We start from the raw sequence: 18,936 nt of genomic DNA on the forward strand, positions 1-18,936 counted from the left end.
GGCGGTCAACGCGTCGTGACGAAGCTGGCGGCCGCGCCCCGGTCCCCCGAGGTGACGACCCCCGTGGGCGTCTTCCCGTCCAGGGAGCGCAGGGCCCGGGCTGGAGAATTCACGTCGGTGTAGACGACGCTCCACTCGTTGCCGTTGAAGAAGAGGACGGACCCTCCGGTGCCGCCCGCCTCGATGGTCGCCACGTAGACCGCAGTCTTTCCAAAGGCCACGACGTCCTGGAGGTCGCGGCTCGTGTAAGGCGAGGGCAGGGGCTTCATCGCGCTCCACAATCCGTCGGTCCGTTCGAAGGCCATTCCGTTGTCGCCCACCGCGTAGGCGTAGTTTGCGTTGACGACGTGGACGCCTCGCAGTTCGCCCGTGAGTGTCGTGGAAATCGCCTCTTCTCTCCAGGTGGAACTCGCCGCGTCGAACCGGAACGCGACGGGCCTGGCGCTCCTGCTTCCCACGGCCAGGAGCGTGTCCGGGCGGCCCGCGGCGCTGACGGCGCGCAGGCTTGCGTCCATCTGGTTCGCCTGCGTCTGTTCCGGAGCGGCGGGAGGCGTCCACCGGAAGCTCCTGCCACCCCCTGTGACTCCGTAGAGCGTCGGCGCTCCCGATGGATTCTCGATACCGATGAGGCCGTTCACGACCTGGGGGACGTTGTTGGTCTCCAGCGTGCACTCGCCCGCGTTCACGGTCACCCGCGCGAAGCGGCCGGAGTTGTTCTTGCCGCCCGCGAGGAACAACTCTCCGGAGGCCGCGACCCACGCGTCCTTCCAGTCACCGTCGCAGGTGACGTACCGGCCCCCGGTGAAATCCATCTGGGATCGGGCCAGCTTGCCGCCATCACCCGCGACCCAGATCGTCGTCGTTCCATCCGTCGCGGTCGCATTCCATTTCGTGCCGTCGGTCACCACGGGCGTCCGCCAGTCCAGGTTGCAAGCCAGGCCATTGTCGGGCCCACCGCTGCAATCGTTGTCGATCCGGTCGCAGACCTCCGCCAGGTCCGGTGAGCGGAAGCGGGAGCTCTCGTCACAGTCGGATGGATCCCTGCTCGCGTTCGCGGGGATCGGTCCGCACTTCCGGCCCGCCTCCGTGCCCGCCTTTCCGTCTCCATCCGTGTCCACGTAGTAGGGAGCGGGGACGGCGGTGTTGGCGCAGACGCTGCCCCCATTCGTGCCGCCACAGGCCGTCACTCCCTCACAGTCGAGCGTGTCACGGCACGTCCTGCCCACGTCGAACGACTCGTCGTTCACGCCATCGCAGTTGTCGTCCTTGCCATCGCACCGGAACTCCACCTGATCCGGGTGAACCAGAGGGTCGCGATCGTTGCAGTCGCCGGTGCGTGACGCGGTCAGCGCGGGCCCCTCGCATGCCACCACGCGGGGCGGCAGGAGCCCGTTGCCGTAACCATCGCCATCATCGTCCGCGTACCAGGGCTTGGGACCGCCCACGGTCTCGTCGCGGTCGTTGCAGTCCGTGCCGCCTTCGGACGAAACGACGTAGCCGTCGCCGTCGCCGTCCGTGGCCGCCAGCAGCAGCTCCACCGGTGTGATGCCGTCCTTCGCGAGGCTCGCGGTGGCCTCCGCGATCGCCACCCGGGCGCCTTCGCAGGACTGCTCGTGTGCCTGGGCCAGGAGCTTCACGTCGTTGCTCCAGCCTGCCTGCCGGAACACCGCCACGGACAGCGTGCCCGGAGGCGCACCGGCGGACACGTTCACGTCCTTCGTGACGTGCCGGGACACCTCCGCCTGATCCGTGACGGTCAGCGTCACGCACCCCGGCCGAAATCCTTCGTAATGAACCTGCACCTTCAGGGCGGCGGACTTGAGCTCATCGCCCTTGGAGCACCCCGCGAGGGTGCTCGCGAGCACAGCGACCAGGAATAAACGCATGGGACACGCATTCTGGGGCGCGCCCACACCCGGAGTAGGGCGATGTCGCCACCCGTCGGCAATTCAACCCGAGAGCCTTCTTCCCCGACCCTTAGTCCGCTGCGCGAGGCATCGTCCAGACACGCACCGCTCATCACCCCCCAGATGACGGCTTCCGTGTATAGGGGCCGCTGACCTTTCAACATTGGCCCGTTCCACCGCACGCCTTATGCCTACCGTCCGCCGTGCCCTCTTCGCCGCGCCACTGGGTGCCTGCCTCTGCGCGCTGGCCCCGGACGCCTTCGCCCAGACGCCTCCGGCCCCGTCTCCGGCGCCCGCCACCGAGGCTCCCGCCAGCGCCTTCCCCAAGCCGCCGATGCCGTCCGGCGATGCCGCGCCGCTGACGCTGGAGCGCGCCGTGGAGCTCGCCTCGCAGAAGAACGAGGCCGTGCTCGCCGCGGGGCAGTCGGCCGAGGCCGCCCAGGCCCGCGTCGCCCGCGCCCGCGCCTTCTTCCTGCCCACCATCACGGCCGCTGGCACCTACACGCGGCGCCTGCGTGAGTCCACGCGCGAGGTCGGCGGACAGACCGTCGTGCTCCAGAAGTACAACGCCCTGGGCGCGGTCTTCTCCGGCCGCATGGCCCTCTTCGACGCGCGCGGCTTCCCGCTCTACAAGGCCGCGAAGCTGGAGAGCGAGGCCTTCAAGCTGGACGCCGTGGAGACGCGCCGCCAGGTGTCCTTCAGCGCCGCCAACGCCTTCCTCGTCACCCTGGCCAACCAGCAGGTGTACCAGGCCGCCGAGCAGCGCCTGGCCTACGCGAAGCAGAGCCTGGCGGACGCACAGGCCCGCGCCAGCTCCGGGCTCGCCAGCACCAACGACGTCACCCGCGCGGAGCTGGAGCTGGCCACCGCTCATTCGAACCTCGCCGCCGCCCTGGGCACCGCGGAGACGAGCCGCCTGGAGCTGGGCTACCTGCTCGTGGAGCCCGTGCAGGGTGGGCTCGCGCCGCCGGAGCCGCTGCTCGCGGACGCCATCCAGCCCACGCCGCCCCTGGAGCTGCTCACGGAGGGGGCCACGGACCGGCGGCCGGACATCCTCTCCGCGCGCCTGCGCGTGCGCTCGCTGCGGGAGAACGCGAAGGAGCCCCTGGCTCGACTGCTGCCGTCCCTGGGCGCGAGCGCCCAGTACCGCCTCACCAACGAGGCGGGCCTCAACGGCAACGTCGGTGATGGCTTCCTCGCCCTGGACCTCACCTGGACGCTCTTCGACGGCGGCGCCCGCTACGCCGACCGCGACGAGCGCGTGGCCAACGCCAACGTCGCGGAGCTGAACACCCAGGCCGCGACGCGCCGCGTGCCGGTGGACATCGAGCAGGCTCGGGTCAATCTGGAGACGGCGCGGGCCGCGCTCGCGCAGAGCGAGCAGGCGGCGAAGGCAGCGCGCAAGAACGCCGCGGAAACAGGCATCCTCTACCGCCAGGGCCTGTCCACCGCGCTCACCCTGGCGGACGCGTCGCTCAGCCTCTTCGAGGCGGAGGTGGCGCTCGCGCAGAACCGCTATGGGCTGGGCGTGGCGTTGTTGGGCCTGCGGGCCGCTGTCGGACTGAATCCGCTGGGGAAGGAACCGTGAAGGCAATGCAACGCACTGGTGTGCTGGCCCTGTCGCTGGCCGTGCTGTCCCTGGCCCCTGGCTGCAAGAAGGAAGCGACCGCGCAAGGTGGCAAGGCCGCGGGCCGGGGCCCCCTCCAGTTCCCCGTGGAGGTCGCGCCCGTGGAGTCGCGCGACGTGGAGTACGCGGTCAGCGCCGTGGGCGCGGTGGAGGCCTTCGAAAGCGTGCAGATCACCGCGCGTGTCCCGGGCGCCCTGGAGCGGGTGTCCTTCACCGAAGGCCAGACGGTGAAGAAGGGCGACACGCTCGCGGAGATCGAACCCGCGCGCTACGCCATCGCCGTGCGCGCCGCGGAGGCCGTGCTGCAGAAGGCCCAGGCCGCGCTGGTGGAGGCCAAGGCCGGCGCCCAGCGCCGCGCGGAGGTCAACGCGCAGAGCCCGGGCCTGCTGCCCGCCGAACAGCTGGAGACGTACCAGGCCCGCGCCGCCACCGCCCAGGCGGACGTGTCGGCCGCGAAGGCGGCGTTGGATCAAGCGCAGCTCAACCAGCGCGACGCGTACGTGCGCGCCCCCATGGACGGCGTCCTCCAGACGCGCACCGTGCAGACGGGCCAGTACGTGCAGCCGGGCGTGGTGCTGGCCACGCTCCTGCGCCGCGAACCGCTGCTCCTGCGCTTCAACGTGCCCGCGGCGGACGTGACGCGGATCACCCCGGGGATGCCCGCGCGCTTCACGGTGCGCTCGGACGGTGGGGCGTACGAGGCGAAGATCACCTACGTGTCCGCGAGCGCGGACACGCAGAGCCGCATGGTGGCGGTGACCGCGGAGGTGACGGGAGAGGCCGCGCAGAAGCTGCGCCCGGGCGCCTTCGCCACGGTGAGCGTGCCGGTGGAGTCGCGCGGAGGCAGCCCGGTGATTCCGCAGACAGCCATCCGCCCCAGCGAGCGCGGCTTCCTGGCGTTCGTGGTGACGGACAACAAGGCGCGCGAGCGCATCCTGGAGCTGGGCCTGCGCACGCCGGACGGGCGGGTGGAGGTGAAGGAAGGCCTCAAGCCCGGTGAGACGCTGGTGGTGCGCGGCGCGGAGGCCCTGCGCGACGGCGTGGCCGTGCGCGTGGAGCAGGAGCGCCCGAAGCCGAAGGTGGGAGGCGAGCAGCCCCCGGCCGAGGCCCGCGGCGACACGAACCCGAACGCGGGCGCCGAGGGCCGGCCATGAGCATCACCGACGTCTGCATCAAGAAGCCGGTGTTCGCCTGGATGATCATGGCGGCGACCATCATCTTCGGACTGGTGGCGGCCCAGCGCATCGGCATCAGCCAGTTCCCGGACGTCGACTTCCCCACCATCAACATCTCCGTGTCGTGGGAGGGCGCCAACCCGGAGGCCGTGGAGTCGGACGTCGTCGAGTTCATCGAGGAGGCCGTGACGCAGGTGGAGGGCGTCAAGAGCATCACGTCCTCCGCGCGCCAGGGCAGCGCCAACATCACGGTGGAGCTGGACCTGTCGCGCAACGTGGACCTGGCGCTGCAGGACGTGCAGACCAAGGTGAGCCAGGCCCAGCGCCGGCTGCCGCTGGACATCGATCCGCCCGTCGTCTCCAAGTCCAACCCGGAGGACCAGCCCATCATGTGGCTGGGCGTGGCCGGACCGTTCTCCCAGCAGGTGGTGAGCGACTTCGCCCGCTACCGCGTGAAGGAGCGCCTGCAGACGGTGCCCGGCGTGGGCGAGGTCATCCTGGGCGGCCTCCTGGAGCGCAACGTGCGCATCTGGGTGGACGCGCAGAAGCTGGACGCGCACGGGCTCACCGTCACGGACATCACCGCCGCGCTCCAGCGCGAGCACGTGGAGCTGCCCGCGGGCCGCATCGAGACGCAGGGCCGCGAGGTCAACGTGCGCTTCATGGGCGAGGCGCTGGACCTGGAGACGCTTCAGAACGTCGTGGTGCGCGAGGAGGGCGGCCGCCCGGTGTACCTGCACGACGTGGCCATCGTGGAGGACGGCTTCGAGGACGAGCGCCGCCTGGCGCGCGTGAACGGCGAGCCCGCCCAGGCCATGGGCATCAAGAAGCAGCGCGGCGCGAACGCGGTGGCCGTGGCCCAGGCGGTGCGTGAGCAGCTGGCGCAGCTCCAGAAGGAGCTGCCGGAGGGCATGAGCGCGAGCATCAACTTCGACTCGACGCAGTTCATCGAGGAGAGCGTGCACGAGATTGAGTTCGAGCTGTTGCTCGCGTGCATCCTCACCGCGTTCGTGTGCTGGGTGTTCCTGGGGTCGCTCTCCAGCACGCTCAACGTCGTGCTCGCCATTCCCATGTCGCTGTTGGGGACGGTGGCGGTCATCTACTTCCTGGGCTTCACGCTCAACACCTTCACGTTGTTGGGATTGGCGTTGGCCGTAGGAATCGTGGTGGACGACGCCATCATGGTGCTGGAGAACATCTTCCGGCACGCGGAGGAGGGGAAGGACCGGGTGAGCGCCGCGCGTGAAGGCACGGCGGAAATCACCTTCGCGGCCCTGGCGGCGACGCTGGCGGTGGTGGCCATCTTCCTGCCCGTCGTCTTCATGAAGGGCATCATCGGCCGGTTCTTCCTCCAGTTCGGCGTCACGCTGTGCGTGGCGGTGCTCCTGTCCTACGTGGAGGCCATCACCCTGGCGCCCGCGCGCTGCGCGCAGCTGCTGAAGACTTCTCGCGAGCACCGCAGCCGCATTGGCGTGGTGGTGGACAAGGCCTTCTCCAAGCTGGAGGCGCTGTACGCGCGGGCGTTGGGCTGGGGGCTGGTGCGCCCCTGGCGCGTGCTGCTGGTGGCGGTGGCGATGCTGTTCCTGAGCGCGTTCGCGTTCAAGGCGCTGCCCGGCGAGTTCGTCCCGTCACAGGACCAGGGCCGCATGTCCGTGCGTCTGCAGACGGCGGTGGGGAGCAGCCTGGAGGAGACCAACCGCCTCTTCAAGCGCGCGGAGGAGTTCGTCGCCAGCCGTCCGGAGGTGACGCGCGTGTTCGTGGTGGTGGGCGGCGGCGGCAGCGGGTCCGCCGTGAACTCCGGCAACATGAACCTGACGCTGGTGCCGACGGATCAGCGCATGGCGCAGGCGGACTTCGCGCAGGTGCTGCGCAAGGAGCTGAACAGCTACCCGGGCCTGCGCGCGGTGGTGCAGGACCTGTCCCAGGCGGGCTTCACCGCGCAGCGCGGCTTCCCGGTGGAGTTCAGCGTGCGCGGGTCGGACTGGGACAAGCTGGTGGAGGCGAGCCAGTCCCTGCGAGATCAGCTCCAGGCCTCCGGCAAGGTGGTGGACCTGGACACGGACTACCAACTGGGCCAGCCGGAGCTGCGCATCACCCCGGACCGCGCTCGCGCGGCGGACGTGGGCGTGCCCATCCAGGCGGTGGCGTCCACGGTGAACGCGCTGGTGGGTGGCGTGCGCGTGGGCAAGTACAGCAGCGGCGGGCGGCGCATCGACGTGCGCATGCGGCTGCTCGCGGGCCAGCGCTCGCGGCCGGAGGACCTGTCGCTGCTGAAGGTCCGGACGGCGAACAACTCGCTGGTGCCGCTGTCGTCGCTGGTGACGCAGGAGGAGCTGCCCGCGCTGCAGGCCATCACCCGCCGCGACCGTGAGCGCGCCATCAGCATCTTCGCCAACGTGGCGCCGGGGTCGAATCAGGAGGAGGCGCTGGCCACGGTGGAGTCCCTGGGCAAGGACCTGCCCGGCGGCATCCGCGTGGTGGCGGGCGGCGCGAGCGTGGCGTTCCGCGACTCGATGAGCAGCCTCATCTTCGCGCTCTTCATGGGCATCGCCGTCGCGTACATGGTGCTGGGCGCGCAGTTCAATTCGTTCCTGCACCCGGTGACGGTGCTCACCATTCTGCCCCTGTCGGTGGCGGGCGCGTCGTTCGCGCTGCTCATCACGGGGAACACGCTGAACATCTTCAGCATGATTGGCCTGCTGCTGCTCATGGGCATCGTGAAGAAGAACTCCATCATCCTGGTGGACTACGCGCTCCAGCAGCGCGAGCAGGGCGCGGACGCGATGCAGGCCATGCTGCGCGCGGGTCCGGTGCGCCTGCGTCCCATCTTGATGACGTCCACCGCGACGATGATGTCCGCGGTGCCGGCGGCGCTGGCGCTGGGCGCGGGCAGCGAGACGCGCGCCCCCATGTCCATCGCGGTGCTGGGCGGCCTGTCCGTGTCCACCGTCTTGAGCCTGCTCGTGGTGCCCGCGTTCTACGTCGTCGCGGACCGACTCAAGACGCGCCTGGGCAACCGGTTCAGCAAGGGGAAGGGCGACGACGACTCGCACGCCGCCCACGAGGAGCCCCGGCCGGTGCCGCACGGGTAGGGGGCCGGTCAAGTCTCAGCGGCGGCCTGACCGCACGCGCCCCCGGCGTCGGTGGACGATGCAGGCGCCCTGGCACATGCGCAGCGTCTTCGGAACACGGCCCCGCCTTGGGGCCCTGAACCTTCGGAGACGCTGCCATGGCCACGCCTGTTCCTCCCGACACCCACGCCGTGCCCGTCAAGGCGCGGGACGAGTCGCTCGAGCTCCAGCCCTTCCTGGATGAAATCCAGGGGGACGCCGTCATGCACAGCCAGGGCCTGGAGGCCCGGGAGGCCGCCAGCGCGGTGTTCTGCTCGCTCGCCCGGCGGCTGTCGGATGGCGAGGACGTGAAGCTCTACCGAGCGCTGCCCGGCGGCATCGGCACCATCCTGGGGGCCTGCGCGGTGCACCGGGGACCTTCACGCGCCAAGCGCATTGGCCGCGATGAGTTCATCACCGACGTGGCGGACCACCTGAACATCAAACCCGACCAGGCCTTCCGCGTCGTCACCGCGGTGTTCACCGCCGTGCGCGACCGCATCCCCGAGGACGAGGTCGCCGCCGTGGCGTCGCAGCTGCCCGCGGACCTGGGCGACCTGTTCCGCAGGCCTGTCTGACAGGCTTCAGGCGCGGAGGCGCGGGGCGAGCAGCTTCCAGTACGACACGGGGAAGACGCGGGCGAGCATCGCCAGCGCCACGGCGTCCTTGCCGACGAGGATGCGCTGCTCGCGCGCTTCGACCCCTCGGACGATGATGTCGCCCGCGGCCTCCGCCGGGAGCCGCAGCATCTTCTGGAAGGACTTGCGGCGGCGGGAGACCTCCTCGTCCGTCGCGCCGGTGGGGACCCGGGCGCTCGCGGCGATGGACGTCGCGACGCCGCCCGGGTGCACCACGGTGACGCCCACGGTGGTGCCCTCCAACTCGTGGCGCAGGCCCTCGGAGAAGCCTCGGACGGCGAACTTGCTCGCCGCGTAGGCCACCTGTCCCGGCGGGGCCACCAGCCCGAAGACGCTGGAGAGGTTCACCAGCCGCGCGTCGTCGCTCTGGCGCAGCAAGGGCAGGAAGGCGCGGCTCAGGCGCACCACACCCCAGAAGTTGATGCCGAACAGCCACTCGAAGTCGTCGCTGCTCACCTGTTCGAAGGAGCCTCCAAGCGCGACGCCCGCGTTGTTGAAGAGCAGGTCGACCCCGGGATGCTCCGCCGTCACCTTCTCCGGGAAGGACTCCACGGCCTCCTTGTCGGACACGTCGAGCCGGTGACGGCTGATGCGCAGCTCCGGCGCTCGCGCGAGGTCCGCTGTTTCGGCGAGCCCCGCTTCGTTCACGTCCGCGAGCGCGAGGTGACAGCCCTTGCGCGCCAGGCAGACCGCGATGGCCCGGCCGATGCCGCTCGCCGCGCCCGTGACGACCGCCGTCCTGCCTTGAAGCCGCATGCGCTCAGCCACGGGCCACCTCCGCGTTGGAACGGGTGCTCACCTCCGGAAGCAGCGCCTGTCCCGAGGCAGCGCTCCCGGACCGCTTGAACTCCATGGCTTCGTCGTCCACGCGGCCGTAGCGCATCATCACCAGGTCGCGGACGTAGTTCTGGTACAGGCGCCACGGGGCGCGCGTGCCCTGGCGGGGCAGGGAGTCCAGCGCGCGCTGCACGTAGCCGGAGCGGAAGTCGAGCACGGGCTCCGGCGTCATGGCCGGGCCCGTCAGGCGGGGCACGCATTGCGTGTAGCCGTGCTGCTTCATGTGGTTGAGCAGGCGGCAGGTGTACTCGGCCACCAGGTCGCACTTCAGGGTCCACGACGCGTTGGTATACCCGAAGGCCGCGACGAGGTTGGGCACGTCGCTGAACATCATCCCCTTGTATGCGAGCGTCCGCGCCAGCTGGACGGGCTCTCCGTCCACGGACAGCGCCAGGCCGCTGAGGATCTTCACGTTCAGCCCCGTGGCGGTGACGATGATGTCCGCGTCCACGTGCGCGCCCGAGCGCAGCTGGAGGCCCTTTTCGGTGAAGGACTCGATGTGGTCCGTCACCATGGAGGCGCGCCCCTCTCGGATGGCGCCGAAGAGGTCTCCGTCGGGGGCGACGCACAGCCGCTCGTCCCAGGGGTTGTAGCGGGGCGCGAAGTGCGTATCGACGTCGTAGGCCTTGCCGAGCGCCTTCCGCACGCCAAGGCGCAAGAGCCACTTGAACAGCCCCGGCCGGCTGCGCGCGAGGCCATAGAGGAGCATGCCGCGCAGGACGTTCTTCCAGCGCGCGACCGCGTAGGCCGCGCGCCGGGGGAGGACGTACCTCAACGCCCGGGCGACGCCGTCCTCGGCCGGTTGATCCGCGATGTACGTGGGCGAGCGCTGCAACATCGTGACGTGCGCGGCGCGGTCGGCCATCGCGGGGACCAGCGTCACCGCCGTCGCGCCACTGCCGATGACGACCACGCGCTTGCCGCCGTAGTCCAGGTCCTCGGGCCAGTGCTGCGGGTGCACGACGCGGCCCTGGAAGCGCTCGGTGCCGGGCCACGTGGGCGTGTAGCCGCTCGCGTAGTCGTAGTAGCCGGTGCAGGCGTAGAGGAAGCCGCACGTCATGCGGACGGGCGCGCGTTCAGGGCCCACCTCCATGTCCACGGTCCAGCGCGCGTGCTCGGAGGACCACTCGGCGCGCGTGACGCGGTGGTGGTAGCGGATCCGCTGGTCGATGCCGTACTCCGCCGCGGTCTCCTCGATGTACGCCTTGATGGAGGGCCCATCCGCGATGGCCTTGCCCCCCAGCCACGGACGGAACCGGTAGCCCAGCGTGTACATGTCCGAGTCCGAGCGGACGCCCGGGTAGCGGAACAAATCCCACGTGCCGCCCATGGCCCCGCGCCCCTCCAGGATGGCGTAGCTCAGGGTGGGGCAGCGCGTCTGCAGGTGGTACGCGGCGCCGATGCCCGACAGGCCCGCGCCGATGATCAACACATCGACGTGCGAGAGCGGCTCGGCGGAGGACAGCGGCATCACGGGACTCCTCGTGGTACAGGAAGGTACCCAGCCTATGCGTCTGTTGAACAGAGGTAGCAGTGACATCTGGTACCGTCAAGTACCAGCCCCGGGAGCCGCATGACGACCCCGTCCGACCCACCAGGCGAAGCGCCCCGGGAGCGGCTCGTCGCGGGCCTGGCGCAGGCCATCATCGAGGTGGGCTACGCCCGGCTGACCATCGCGGACATCGTGCGGCACGCGCGCGTGTCGAAGCGCACGTTCTACGAGCACTTCGAGGACAAGGACGCATGCCTGCTCGCGCTCTACGCGGCGCAGAGCGCCCGGCTGCTGGCGGAGATCCAGGCGGCCATCCAGCACGCGCCTCCGGGGGAGATGCGGGCCAGCATCGGCGCGGCCGTGTACCTCGCGAGCCTCCAGAGCCGGCCAGGGCTCGTGCGGACGCTCCTGGTGGAGATCCTGCACGTGGGGCCGAAGGGCGTGGCGCTGCGCCGCCAGGTGATGCGCGGCTTCGCGGAGTTGATGCGCAGGGAGTTCGACGCGGCGGGCACCGGGGCCACGCTGTCCCCGGCGATTGCGATGGCGCTCGTGGGCGGCATCAACGAGCTCATCCTGGAGGCCGTGGAGGAGGACCGCGTCGACCGTCTCTCGGAGCTGGCCGGCCCGGTCGCGGCGTTCGTGCGGGGGCTCCTGGAAGCACGGCCTCCTGCGAAGTGAACGGCGCTCAGTCCATGTGCTCCATGGGGATGCCCCGGGGCACGGCCCAGGGGTGGCTCCGCTCTTCGTAGACGGAGAAGACCGGGGCGGGGAAGTTCGGATCCGTGAAGGCACCCACGGCGATCGCCACGGCGTCCGGAGCCCCCGAGCTCACGTAGTAGACCGTCGCGCCGCACTCCGGACAGAAGTGGAAGGTGGTGGGGATGCCGCTCTCGTCGCCCTTGCGGACGAATGTCTGGGAGCGGCCCTCGATGGCGGTGATGTCTTCACGCCGGAAGCGGGCCTGCACGGCGTACACGCTGCCGCTGCGCTGCTGACAGGCGAAACAGTGACACATGGAGACCCGGAAGGGCTCTCCCGTGCACTCCACGCGAAGCTGACCGCAGACGCATGACGCTCGACGCTGGGACATGGGCTGCCTCCAGAAGGGGAGGGCAGTGTGGCTCAGTTGCCGAGCGCTGTCTCAATCAACGGCTTCAGGTCGTTCTCCAGGTCCACGGAGAACGCCACCACGCCGCCCGTGGTGTCGCTGCCCGCCAGCTGCATGCCCAGGATGGCGTAGTACTTCGCGCCCCGGTCCAGCCACGGCGTGAAGCCGAACGCGCCCGGCGAGCTGATGCTGTCGCAGCCCGTGGCGGGCGTCGTGCACTCCAGCCACGCCGTCAGTCCGTAGCGGTACGGATAGCCCAGCTCCTGATAGGGCGAGTTGCCCACCACGACGGACGGGTAGGGCTCACGCGACTGCAGCGCGAAGAGCGCCAGCGTGCCCTTCTCCAGCCCCGCGTAACGGCCCCGGTGATACACGAGCGCGAGCAGCTTGGCGTACTCGTTCATCGACGCGCGCAGCCCTCCCGCGACGAGCGGGTTGGTGGTGCCCAACTGCTGCGTCGGCGCCGTGTAGTACGTCACTCCGGACGGCAGCCCCAGCGGCGTCGCCAGCGTCTGCGTGAAGAGCGTGTTCCACGTCTTGCCCGTGACGACCTCCGCCATTCGCCCGGCGACCTGGAGATGCGTGCTGCCGTAGTCGAAGCGCGTGCCCGGCGGCGCCTTCATGGGCACGGCGGCGATCTGCGCCACGCACTCCGCCAGCGTGATGCCCGGCCGGGTCGTGCAGGCGTTCGAAGGCTCCAGGCCCGACGTGAAGGACAGCAGGTGGCGCAGCGTGATGTTCGCCTTGTCGCCCGTCCACCCCAGGACCTGGCCGGTGGTGGAGTCCAGCGACAGCAGGCCCTGACGGATGACGTCGAAGAGGACGGTGCCGGACACCATCTTCGACGAGGACGCGATGGCCACGCGCGTGTCCGGCGTGAAGTCACCGAGCATCTGCTCGTACACCTTGCGGTCCTGCGCGTCGTAGATGGCGAGTCCCATGCTCGTCACGCCCGCCGCCGCCGCGCGGGCCGTCACCATCGCGCCCACCGCGTTCCATGCGGCTCCCGCGTCCGGCGCCAGCTCCTGGGACGTGACGGCCGGTGCCGCCTCCGGCGCTGGAGCCAGACCGCCCGCACCCCCACAGGCCCACAACAGGAGACACATCCCCGCACCGCTGACTGCCCTGATCACCGCATTCATGAACACCTCCGTTCCTGTTCAACCCGGATTGTTCGAAAGGGTTGCGGTGTGTCTCATCCGCGGGTTCGCCGCGGGCCGTGGTCTTGCCCTGCCTGGATTCACATGCTAGCCGATAGGTTCTTTTGCGAAGCCGCTCACGGGGGCCATGGCACTCTCGACTCCGCATCGAATCACCTGCGCCGATGGCTTCGAGTTGCAGTCCACGCTGCACAGCCCGGCGGGCCCCATCCGGGGCGTGGTGCTGGTGCATCCCGCGACCGCCATGCCCGCGAGTATGTATTTCGCGTTCGCCGAGCGGCTGACGGACGACGGCTTCGCGGTGGTGACCTACAACTACCGGGGTGTGCACCCTTCAGGCGTGGCGAAGCGGACGCATGCCGGGTTCCTCACCTGGGCCGACCAGGACGTGGACGCGGTGACCCGCTGGGCGGCGGAGCAATACCCGGGGCTGCCGCTGCTGGCCGTGGGGCACAGCTTCGGCGGCCACGCCATTGGACTGAGCGCGAGCAGCCAGCAGCTCACCGCGGCGGTGATGGTGGCGGCCCAGGCTGGGAGCATGAGGTTCATCCACTCCATTCGGGAGCGGATGCTGGTCGCGATGTACCTCAAACTCATCGGGCCGCTGTGCGCGCGGGTCCTGGGCTACATGCCCTATGCGCGGCTGGGGCTTGGCGAGGACGTCCCCGCCCAGGCGTTGCTGGAGTGGAGCCGCTGGGCGTCGCTGCCTCGCTTCTACTTCGACGCCCCGAACGTGGACGCCGCGGCCCGCCTCAAGCGGCTGCGCATGCCGGTGCTGGCCATTGGCCTGGACGATGACCCCTGGGGGCCACCCGAAGCCATCGACCTGGTCTGTGAGCACCTCACCGGCTGCACCGTGGAGCGTCGGCAGTTCTCCCCAGCGGACAGCCTGGGCCAGGGCATCTGCCACCTGGGCTTCTTCCGCGAGCACCACGCCGCCACGCTCTGGCCCACGGTGAGGGAGTGGCTGCGCCGCCACGCCCCGGAGCGCGGCTGAAGGCCTTCAGCGCTTGGAGGGCGCCGCGTCCGCGATGGCGCGGGCCTTCGTGTTCGCATCCTTCGTCTTCGTGGACACCTCGCCGCTGATGGACTCGAAGCCCTTGAGTCCCCTCACGATCAGGTATTCCCCCAGCTTCTTGCCCGGGCCGGACTCTTCCTTGTTCAGGGCGAAGCACGTCACGCGCTGGATGACGGCGAAGGGCTTCCCGTCCTTCATGCGCCATTCCAGCTTGGGACCGAAGCGGGACACCGGGCACTGCGCCTTCGGCCTCAGCTCGACGGTGAAGCGGGAGTCGCTCTTGGAGGTGATTTGCCGCTGGATGTCGTAGGCGCTGTAGAACTCCGTCAGCACGTAGTCGCCACCCGGGCCGTCACACTGGAGGGGGATGTCTCCGCCCTCGGAGTCATCCTCCTCGGCCTGACGCGGGCACTTCTCCACGTCGGTGTATTCGGAGGACAGGTCCGCCGGAGCGGTGTGCAGCAGGAGCAGCGCGGGCAGGATGAGGGCGGCGTGCATTCGCGGCAGCGTAGCGCATCCGCTGCTTCACCCCCTCGCGTCGTCGCCCATCTCATCCTCCACGTCGGACATCAGCTCGTCCTCGTCGTTCAGGTGGATGCGGTAGGCGATGGGCGCATGGTCGATCAGCGTCCACTGGTTGTAGCCCGGATACGGAGGCAGGGCCTCGATGCGGCTGATGTCCTCGGACTTCCACAGGTAGTCGAGAAGCTGAGTCCTGAACGCACCTGTCTCCGTGATCTTGCCGAAGGTGGCTTGGAGGTGGGGGTGGACCGGCTCCCAGTCGTAGAGGTAGTCGACCTCGTCCTCCAGGCTCTTGGGGTTTCCATGTCGCGCCTTGTCGAGACTGCTCCAGGGGTAGTTCATGTCACCGATAAGCACCGCGGGCCGCCGCTCCATTTCGAGCTCGTGGATGTCATCCAGGATTTCATCCGGAGCCTTATCGGAGTTGGCGATGATGTGGACGCCCCCCACGGTGAGGTCTCGCAGCTTCACCCGCACCATGGGCCGCCGGGTGCTGGCGCCAATGATCGCGATCTCTGGCTTCAACTCTTCCAGCCACATGACGATGAAGGAGCACGGGCTGGCGTTGTTGTTCCTGTCGCCCGCGGCGAAGTAGCGCGCCTGGTAGCCGCTGGTGGTCCCGAGGTACGCGGCCAGCTCCCCACCGCCCTGCGAGACCTCGGACAGGAAGATGAGCGAGGGCATGGCCTGGTGGGAGTCGATGGTCTCGATGATCCACTGGACGATCTGCTGGCAACACCAGAGGCAGCGGGCCTGGGGCTCCAGGTTGCGGGACCTCAGGCCGCTGGCCCGCTGGGTGTTCCAGTACGCGACAATCACCTGCGCTCCGCCAGGGCCCGGGGCTGGAACGGACGGGCGGCGACGCGCGTGCGAGGGAAGCCCGGGCTCGCGGGGTTCAGGGCCTTCTTCGCGGCGCTCAACGTCGAGAGGTCCGACACGTTGTAGGGCCCCTGCAACAGCGTCGGCGACAGCCCGTTGACGATGCTCGAGAGCACCTGGCCGTTCGGCGAGAGCACGCTGACGATGTCCATCAGCTGCCACTTGAGGAACATCTGCGTATAGGTCTGGGTGGCGGTGAGGGTGTCGGAGACGTAGGCGGTGTACTCGGTGCTGAGCGACACCTCCTGGGAGCTGGTGGAGCTGGCGCTCAGGCTGGCGGAGATGCCCACGGACATGGGCCCCCAGCCCGCGCTCGCGCTGGTGCCGAGCGAGGCGGAGACGGTGTCGGTGCTCGACGACGTCTGCTGCATGTTCGAGGTGGACGTGGTGCTGACCGTCTGCGTCTCGCCCGGAGCGATGGTGTAGGACTCGGGCAGCCGCCGCCAGTACTGCTCACGAAGCGTACGGTTGCGGTTCTCCAGCAGGCCCGCCGCCACGAGGACGCGCGGGGAGTCCGGAGGGATGACGACCTCGGCGGTGGGCTGCGGGGGCAGTCCGATGTCATTGGGGGCCACCATGGAGTGGGGGCCAAAGAAGACGCTGGGGGTGCTGGAGGTGATGGAGCACACGCCGATGAACGAGCCCGTGTGTCGGCAGGACCAGCTGATGGAGTCCCCGTTGGCCACCCAGAAGTTGATCGCGTAGCCCGCGGGGACGACGCCCATGGCGCACCGGGAGGCGTCCTCGGCGAGGTAGAAGAGCTGCGCGTCCACGGGCAGGTTGTTCCAGAAGCGAAGGGAGCGCATGCCTCCGGTGGGGGCCGAAGCCAGGGTTCCCGCGAGGGCCTGCTGATATTGGGTATTCATGAACGGCCTCCACCCTGGGAGAGCTCGTCCGCGAAGAGACGGGCCCACTCCAGGGCAATGGTGTCCCACTGGAGCGTGGGACGGGTGGCGAGCGCGTGGGCGGCCCGAGAGCGGGCCTCCAGGTGTGCTCGATCTTCGTACAGCCGGGTCAGCGCCGCCGTCAGCGAGTCCACGGACGGCACGTGGGCGTCGGTGAGGATGCGGGGCTGGCACAAGGTCAACGCGACGTCGAGCAGCTCGGCGCTGCCCGCCCAGAGCTCCCCCGGCGCGGTGTGGCCGGGGACCACCTGCGCGGCGCCCGTGGCGGCGTGCTCGAAGGCGACGAGCCCCCAGCCTTCGCTGCTGGAGGTGTTCACGCCCACGTCGCACGCGTTGTAGACGTGGTTGAGCTGGGCGAGCGACAGCCGGGGCGCGAAGCGTTGGTCCGAGCTGATGATGAGGCGGTCGGTGACGCCGAAGCGCGCTCCCAGCCCACGCACGTCCCAGCCCACGTCCTCGGTGCCCATGTGCAGGTAGAGCCGGGCGTCGGGACGGCCCTGCGCGAAGGCGGCGAAGCCCCTCACCGTGAGGTCGATGAGCTTGCGCGGCTGGTTGCGGTTGGCGTTCAGAACGATGAAGGCGTCGTCCAGCTCGTTCGTCCCGAACAGCGCGGCGCGGCTGGCGCGGCGGGACGCAATGAGCGACTCGCTCGGGGGCGACAGGGGGCGGAAGACGTCGGTGTCGACGCCGTGGGGGATGACGTCCACCCGGGGCCAGGTGGGCGCGGTGGTGAGCCGGGCCGCGGCGGCGCTCAGCTCGCCCTGACCGAAGTCGGTGTACGCGACCAGGCGGTGGACGCCCTGGAGCCCCGCGAGGAAGCTCGGGCTCAGCGGGCCGGAGTCCACGGGGCAGTAGGCCACCATCCGGTGGCGTCCGGGCACGCGGCCAAGCGCCCGGACATGGTCTCCGAGCACCCAGATGTCATTGACGAGGAAGACGAGATCCGGCTCCAGGCTGGCGCACAGCTCCGGCAGCTTGCTGACGCCGCGGGCGTCGATGGCCGGGTGGAGCGTCCAGGGCAGATCGTGGGCGCCGCCTGCGTATTTGATCCCGAGCTGGTGGATGTCGTAGTCGCGCGAGACGCGGCGGAAGATGCTCTCGGTGACCCGGCTGAAGCCGGTGGGGGCCACGGCATCTCCCACCACGAGGATGCGCGGGCGGCTCCGGCGCCCGGAGCCCGGCCGGGGCGCGTCCTCGGCGATCGCGCGGCGCTCCTCCGCGCGCCGTCGCACGGCCTCCAGCACGCGGTCTCCCAGGACGCGGTGGCGCTCGCTCCGGCGTCGCGTGAGGACCTCGTCCCGCGCCCGGAGGAACGCATCGTCGAAGGAGACGGTGTCGGGCATCGCGAGCCCGGGATAGAGGCTCCGGAGCGAGGCGGGCAGCGCGAGCTCGTCCATCACCAGGTCGTCGAAGTCCACGACCAGGCCGGGAATGGCATCCAGCGCCTCCTGGGCGTCGAGCAGGCCCTCGATGAGGGCCTCATCCGGGTCGTCGCGGCGCACGCCTCGCGCTGGATACGTCCAGCCCCGGTCCCCCATGGCGAGCGCGACGTCCGCGACGGAGCGGTGGATCTTCATCACCCGGAGGGCGCCGGGTTGGGAGAGCGCGGCGGAGACGACGAAGGGTTGGGTGACGTCCTTGTAGGCCCAGCCCGTGGGGCGCACCACGTGCACCAGGTGCTCGCGAGCGGCCTCGAAGGCGGGGCCATCCGACGGGCGCAGGAAGTGCACCGCCGCGGGATGGGGCGCGAAGCCGAAGCGCTCCAGGTTGAGCACTTCACCGTCCGTCACCCAGCCGGGGGCCGAGAGTCCCAACAGCTCGCGCGCCCACTGCCACGTGGTCGACGACAGGGAGCGGGGCAGCGACACCAGGAAGAGCGACGGCGTCTCTTGGGTCGGCGGGGCGCTCATCCTTCCTCGAAGACCGTGTAAAGCATCCCGAAGGTGATGGTGACGTCCGACGAGAAGGTCGCCGTCCCCGAGAGGGCCCGCGGTCCTCCCGAGGAAGAGAGCTGCATGAAGAAGCTGTCACCCGGTCCGCCGGTGAACGTCGCGGTGGCGTCGGTGGTCAAGCTCTTCCAGACCGACACGTTCTGCACTTCGCTGACGTGCCCCTGGGAGACCTTCTTGATATCCGCCTGATAGCCCTGCCCCGGGCAGGGCGTGAAAACGACACGCATGTTGCTCATGGCGTCTGCTCCGTGGTGAAGACGATGGACACGTCCGTCTGGGGTGCGAGCGCCGGGGAGAGCATCGTCGTTGCATAGGCGGAGCAGGCGTAGCTGGCATAGCCAGACACCTGGAAGACGCCGCTCATGCCGGTGACCTGCCCCGAATAGACACGGGCCGGGACGCTGCTGGCGTTCTGATAGCCGTTGATGATGACGGTCACAGGCGCGTTGGTCTGGTTGCGAAAGATGACGCGTACGGGGTCGGACATCCGGTCTCCGGTTGAATCCTGTTCACGTGGCGTGAATCAGAATCAGCCGGTCGGCGTCGCATTGCAATCGCACCCATGCAAAAACAGGGTAGGGATGGGTTGGCACTACCTGCCCTGCC

General features: G+C 69.7%; 17 protein-coding genes. 6 read left to right on the plus strand and 11 right to left on the minus strand.

Annotation, left to right across the window (positions count from 1 at the left end; all coding sequences use genetic code 11):
* Positions 1-5: 5 nt before the first annotated feature.
* Positions 6-1,886: a putative metal-binding motif-containing protein gene (locus GTZ93_RS28175; RefSeq protein ID WP_139915793.1), complete on the minus strand. Its 1,881-nt coding sequence runs from the start codon at positions 1,884-1,886 to the stop codon at positions 6-8.
* A gap of 208 nt (positions 1,887-2,094) precedes the next feature.
* Between GTZ93_RS28175 and GTZ93_RS28180 the strand changes: the two genes are divergently transcribed.
* The 4 genes from GTZ93_RS28180 (at position 2,095) to GTZ93_RS28195 (ending at position 8,397) form a co-directional block, all read left to right on the plus strand.
* Positions 2,095-3,495, plus strand: a complete 1,401-nt coding sequence (locus GTZ93_RS28180; protein ID WP_121777152.1) for a TolC family protein — start codon at positions 2,095-2,097, stop codon at positions 3,493-3,495.
* Between the two features lie 5 nt (positions 3,496-3,500).
* Positions 3,501-4,688 (plus strand): efflux RND transporter periplasmic adaptor subunit, encoded by a 1,188-nt coding sequence (locus GTZ93_RS28185; RefSeq protein WP_120580302.1) that lies wholly within the window; start codon positions 3,501-3,503, stop codon positions 4,686-4,688.
* Positions 4,685-7,801 (plus strand): efflux RND transporter permease subunit, encoded by a 3,117-nt coding sequence (locus GTZ93_RS28190; protein ID WP_139915792.1) that lies wholly within the window; start codon positions 4,685-4,687, stop codon positions 7,799-7,801. Before GTZ93_RS28185 ends, GTZ93_RS28190 begins: the two co-directional genes overlap by 4 nt.
* Before the next feature lie 137 nt (positions 7,802-7,938).
* Positions 7,939-8,397 (plus strand): DUF2267 domain-containing protein, encoded by a 459-nt coding sequence (locus GTZ93_RS28195; protein WP_139915791.1) that lies wholly within the window; start codon positions 7,939-7,941, stop codon positions 8,395-8,397.
* A 6-nt stretch (positions 8,398-8,403) separates the two neighbouring features.
* Here the strand turns inward: GTZ93_RS28195 and GTZ93_RS28200 are convergent, their stop codons facing one another.
* Together GTZ93_RS28200 and GTZ93_RS28205 are read right to left on the minus strand one after the other, a co-directional pair.
* Positions 8,404-9,225 (minus strand): SDR family NAD(P)-dependent oxidoreductase, encoded by an 822-nt coding sequence (locus GTZ93_RS28200; RefSeq protein WP_219629037.1) that lies wholly within the window; start codon positions 9,223-9,225, stop codon positions 8,404-8,406.
* A complete protein-coding gene (locus GTZ93_RS28205; RefSeq protein ID WP_139915790.1) occupies positions 9,218-10,765 on the minus strand; it encodes a flavin-containing monooxygenase in 1,548 nt (515 codons plus the stop codon). The genes GTZ93_RS28200 and GTZ93_RS28205 overlap by 8 nt, the downstream gene beginning before the upstream one ends.
* A 102-nt stretch (positions 10,766-10,867) precedes the next feature.
* Between GTZ93_RS28205 and GTZ93_RS28210 the strand changes: the two genes are divergently transcribed.
* Complete coding sequence (locus GTZ93_RS28210) at positions 10,868-11,464, plus strand: TetR/AcrR family transcriptional regulator (RefSeq protein WP_121753241.1); 597 nt, start codon at positions 10,868-10,870, stop codon at positions 11,462-11,464.
* 7 nt (positions 11,465-11,471) lie between these two features.
* On the opposite strand, the gene GTZ93_RS28215 is transcribed toward GTZ93_RS28210, so the two are convergent.
* Both GTZ93_RS28215 and GTZ93_RS28220 read right to left on the minus strand, forming a co-directional pair.
* Positions 11,472-11,876 (minus strand): GFA family protein, encoded by a 405-nt coding sequence (locus GTZ93_RS28215; protein ID WP_139915789.1) that lies wholly within the window; start codon positions 11,874-11,876, stop codon positions 11,472-11,474.
* Positions 11,877-11,908: 32 nt separating this feature from the next.
* Positions 11,909-13,036, minus strand: a complete 1,128-nt coding sequence (locus tag GTZ93_RS28220) for a serine hydrolase domain-containing protein (RefSeq protein WP_167548421.1) — start codon at positions 13,034-13,036, stop codon at positions 11,909-11,911.
* 145 nt (positions 13,037-13,181) lie between these two features.
* Here GTZ93_RS28220 and GTZ93_RS28225 point away from each other — a divergent pair, with 145 nt between their 5' ends.
* The gene (locus GTZ93_RS28225) at positions 13,182-14,051 is read left to right on the plus strand and encodes an alpha/beta hydrolase family protein (RefSeq protein WP_139915788.1); all 870 of its coding nucleotides are present in this window, start codon (positions 13,182-13,184) and stop codon (positions 14,049-14,051) included.
* A gap of 6 nt (positions 14,052-14,057) precedes the next feature.
* On the opposite strand, the gene GTZ93_RS28230 is transcribed toward GTZ93_RS28225, so the two are convergent.
* Genes GTZ93_RS28230 through GTZ93_RS28255 form a run of 6 tightly spaced genes read right to left on the minus strand, consistent with a single transcriptional unit; the run spans position 14,058 to position 18,817 of the window.
* Positions 14,058-14,570 (minus strand): hypothetical protein, encoded by a 513-nt coding sequence (locus GTZ93_RS28230; RefSeq protein ID WP_139915787.1) that lies wholly within the window; start codon positions 14,568-14,570, stop codon positions 14,058-14,060.
* Positions 14,571-14,597: 27 nt separating this feature from the next.
* Positions 14,598-15,413 (minus strand): hypothetical protein, encoded by an 816-nt coding sequence (locus tag GTZ93_RS28235; RefSeq protein ID WP_139915786.1) that lies wholly within the window; start codon positions 15,411-15,413, stop codon positions 14,598-14,600.
* Entirely contained in the window at positions 15,410-16,339 is a 930-nt protein-coding gene (locus GTZ93_RS28240) for a hypothetical protein (RefSeq protein ID WP_126934045.1), read from the minus strand. The genes GTZ93_RS28235 and GTZ93_RS28240 overlap by 4 nt, the downstream gene beginning before the upstream one ends.
* Positions 16,336-18,288 carry a glycosyltransferase family 1 protein gene (locus tag GTZ93_RS28245; RefSeq protein ID WP_139915785.1) on the minus strand — a complete coding sequence of 651 codons (1,953 nt, stop codon included), beginning with the start codon at positions 18,286-18,288 and terminating at the stop codon, positions 16,336-16,338. The genes GTZ93_RS28240 and GTZ93_RS28245 overlap by 4 nt, the downstream gene beginning before the upstream one ends.
* Entirely contained in the window at positions 18,285-18,566 is a 282-nt protein-coding gene (locus GTZ93_RS28250; protein ID WP_120579994.1) for a hypothetical protein, read from the minus strand. Before GTZ93_RS28250 ends, GTZ93_RS28245 begins: the two co-directional genes overlap by 4 nt.
* Positions 18,563-18,817: a hypothetical protein gene (locus GTZ93_RS28255; RefSeq protein WP_139915784.1), complete on the minus strand. Its 255-nt coding sequence runs from the start codon at positions 18,815-18,817 to the stop codon at positions 18,563-18,565. Before GTZ93_RS28255 ends, GTZ93_RS28250 begins: the two co-directional genes overlap by 4 nt.
* Positions 18,818-18,936: the final 119 nt, after the last annotated feature.

The organism is Corallococcus exiguus (genome assembly GCF_009909105.1).
Taxonomy (GTDB): Bacteria; Myxococcota; Myxococcia; order Myxococcales; family Myxococcaceae; genus Corallococcus; species Corallococcus exiguus.

Bases quoted from the DNA above. Each gene is read 5' to 3' on its own strand.
- GTZ93_RS28175 (WP_139915793.1), bottom strand. From the start codon at position 1,886: ATGCGTTTATTCCTGGTCGCTGTGCTCGCGAGCACCCTCGCGGGGTGC.
- GTZ93_RS28180 (WP_121777152.1), top strand. From the start codon at position 2,095: ATGCCTACCGTCCGCCGTGCCCTCTTCGCCGCGCCACTGGGTGCCTGC.
- GTZ93_RS28185 (WP_120580302.1), top strand. From the start codon at position 3,501: ATGCAACGCACTGGTGTGCTGGCCCTGTCGCTGGCCGTGCTGTCCCTG.
- GTZ93_RS28190 (WP_139915792.1), top strand. From the start codon at position 4,685: ATGAGCATCACCGACGTCTGCATCAAGAAGCCGGTGTTCGCCTGGATG.
- GTZ93_RS28195 (WP_139915791.1), top strand. From the start codon at position 7,939: ATGGCCACGCCTGTTCCTCCCGACACCCACGCCGTGCCCGTCAAGGCG.
- GTZ93_RS28205 (WP_139915790.1), bottom strand. From the start codon at position 10,765: ATGCCGCTGTCCTCCGCCGAGCCGCTCTCGCACGTCGATGTGTTGATC.
- GTZ93_RS28210 (WP_121753241.1), top strand. From the start codon at position 10,868: ATGACGACCCCGTCCGACCCACCAGGCGAAGCGCCCCGGGAGCGGCTC.
- GTZ93_RS28215 (WP_139915789.1), bottom strand. From the start codon at position 11,876: ATGTCCCAGCGTCGAGCGTCATGCGTCTGCGGTCAGCTTCGCGTGGAG.
- GTZ93_RS28220 (WP_167548421.1), bottom strand. From the start codon at position 13,036: ATGAATGCGGTGATCAGGGCAGTCAGCGGTGCGGGGATGTGTCTCCTG.
- GTZ93_RS28225 (WP_139915788.1), top strand. From the start codon at position 13,182: ATGGCACTCTCGACTCCGCATCGAATCACCTGCGCCGATGGCTTCGAG.
- GTZ93_RS28230 (WP_139915787.1), bottom strand. From the start codon at position 14,570: ATGCACGCCGCCCTCATCCTGCCCGCGCTGCTCCTGCTGCACACCGCT.
- GTZ93_RS28240 (WP_126934045.1), bottom strand. From the start codon at position 16,339: ATGAATACCCAATATCAGCAGGCCCTCGCGGGAACCCTGGCTTCGGCC.
- GTZ93_RS28245 (WP_139915785.1), bottom strand. From the start codon at position 18,288: ATGAGCGCCCCGCCGACCCAAGAGACGCCGTCGCTCTTCCTGGTGTCG.
- GTZ93_RS28250 (WP_120579994.1), bottom strand. From the start codon at position 18,566: ATGAGCAACATGCGTGTCGTTTTCACGCCCTGCCCGGGGCAGGGCTAT.
- GTZ93_RS28255 (WP_139915784.1), bottom strand. From the start codon at position 18,817: ATGTCCGACCCCGTACGCGTCATCTTTCGCAACCAGACCAACGCGCCT.